2 protein-coding genes are annotated in these 1,407 nt (G+C 68.8%); both read right to left on the bottom strand.

The window, feature by feature from the left end; translation table 11 throughout:
* Positions 1-42 precede the first annotated feature (42 nt).
* Positions 43-942 carry an IS3 family transposase gene (locus ACFW16_RS36115; protein WP_380313932.1) on the bottom strand — a complete coding sequence of 300 codons (900 nt, stop codon included), beginning with the start codon at positions 940-942 and terminating at the stop codon, positions 43-45.
* Positions 939-1,346 carry a transposase gene (locus ACFW16_RS36110; RefSeq protein ID WP_380313931.1) on the bottom strand — a complete coding sequence of 136 codons (408 nt, stop codon included), beginning with the start codon at positions 1,344-1,346 and terminating at the stop codon, positions 939-941. The genes ACFW16_RS36115 and ACFW16_RS36110 overlap by 4 nt, the downstream gene beginning before the upstream one ends.
* Positions 1,347-1,407 lie beyond the last annotated feature (61 nt).

The following is a 1,407-nucleotide window of genomic DNA, read 5'->3' as shown; positions in this document are numbered from 1 at the left end:
TGGACTGCACCCCTGACATGAGACACGATAAATAGAGACAGGTCAGTTTGGTGATGCCATTGCAGCAGGGGCGCGCCCCTGCTGCAATGGCGGCAAGGCCGCTTCGTATTCGTCAGGTGTCAGGTAGTCGAGGGCGGAGTGCAGCCGCTGGCGGTTGTAGACCTCCTCGATGAAGCCGCCGATCTGGGCCCTGGCGTGAGCCAGGTCGCGATAGGCCTGTCCGTCCACCTCCTCGGTCTTGAGCGTCTTCATGAAGCTCTCGGCCATGGCGTTGTCGTAGGGACAGCCGACCCGGCTCATGCTGGGCTGGATACCCCGCGCCCGGAGCCTGTCGACGTAGTCGCCGCAGGCGTACTGCACCCCACGGTCGGAGTGGTGGATGAGGCCACCTGCGATCACCTGGCGCCCATCCAAGGCCATCTGCAGGGCCGCCAGGGCGAGGCCGGCCTTCAGGTGATCGTCCAGCGCCCAGCCGACCACCTTGCGGCTGAAAGCATCGATCACCACCGCCAGATAGACGAAGGCCTCGTCCAGACGCACATAGGTGATGTCGGCCACCCACAGCTGGTCGGGCGCGGTCGGGACCAGGCGACGTGCCAGGTTGGGCCAGATCGGCCAGCCGTGGCGCGCGTCCGTCGTCGGCGGCCGGAAGGCCGCGCGCCTGAGGCACAACAGGTTGTCCTCGCGCATCAACCGCAACACCCGCTTGCGGTTGACCGCCCAGCCGTCGCGCCGCAGCAGCTCCCCGATCCGGCGGTAGCCGTAGAACCGGTGGGCCAGCGCCAGGCGCTGGATCGCATCCCGGAGCGCGGTCTCCTCCCGCCGCGGCTCGCTGGCCGCCCAGCCCCGGTAGTACGCCGCGCGGCTCAGCCCCGCCAGCGCGCACATCCGCTCCACCGACAGCGACATCGCCGCCGGCGCCTCGCCTTGCTGCTGCGTCATCGCCTGGATGAGGGCGAAGACGCTGTCGCGCCAGGCCCTTCGCTCGGCCGGCGTGACGCCTCGATCTGCCGCAAGGCTCGCTTGAAAAAATCCAGCTCCAGCTGCTGCTGGCCCACCTTCCGGCTCAGCTGCTCGATCTGCCATCGGGCCTCGGCCAGGTCATTGGCCCGGCCGGCCGCCAGCCGCGCCGCCGACAGCTGCGACGCCTCCGCCTTGCTTGGCCGCCCGCGCAGCCGCAGCGCCTCCGGCCCGCCCAGCCGGCAAGCATCCCGCCACCGGTACAGGATCGCTCGTTTGATCGCGAGCTCCCGCGCCAATGCGCTGACGTTCTCCCCGGCCTCGATCCGCCGCACCGCCTCCAGCTTGAACTCCCGGCTGAAGGTCCGGCTCTCCCGCTTGGACATCGGTTCTCCTTCTCAGAGAACTGTCCCTATTTTCCCTGTCTCACCAGCGGGGTCCACTCCA

The organism is Inquilinus sp. NPDC058860, assembly GCF_042743185.1.
Taxonomy (GTDB): domain Bacteria; phylum Pseudomonadota; class Alphaproteobacteria; order DSM-16000; family Inquilinaceae; genus Inquilinus.
The sequence above is the reverse complement of the archived record's forward strand: the minus strand, read 5'-3'. Positions and strand labels throughout refer to the sequence as shown.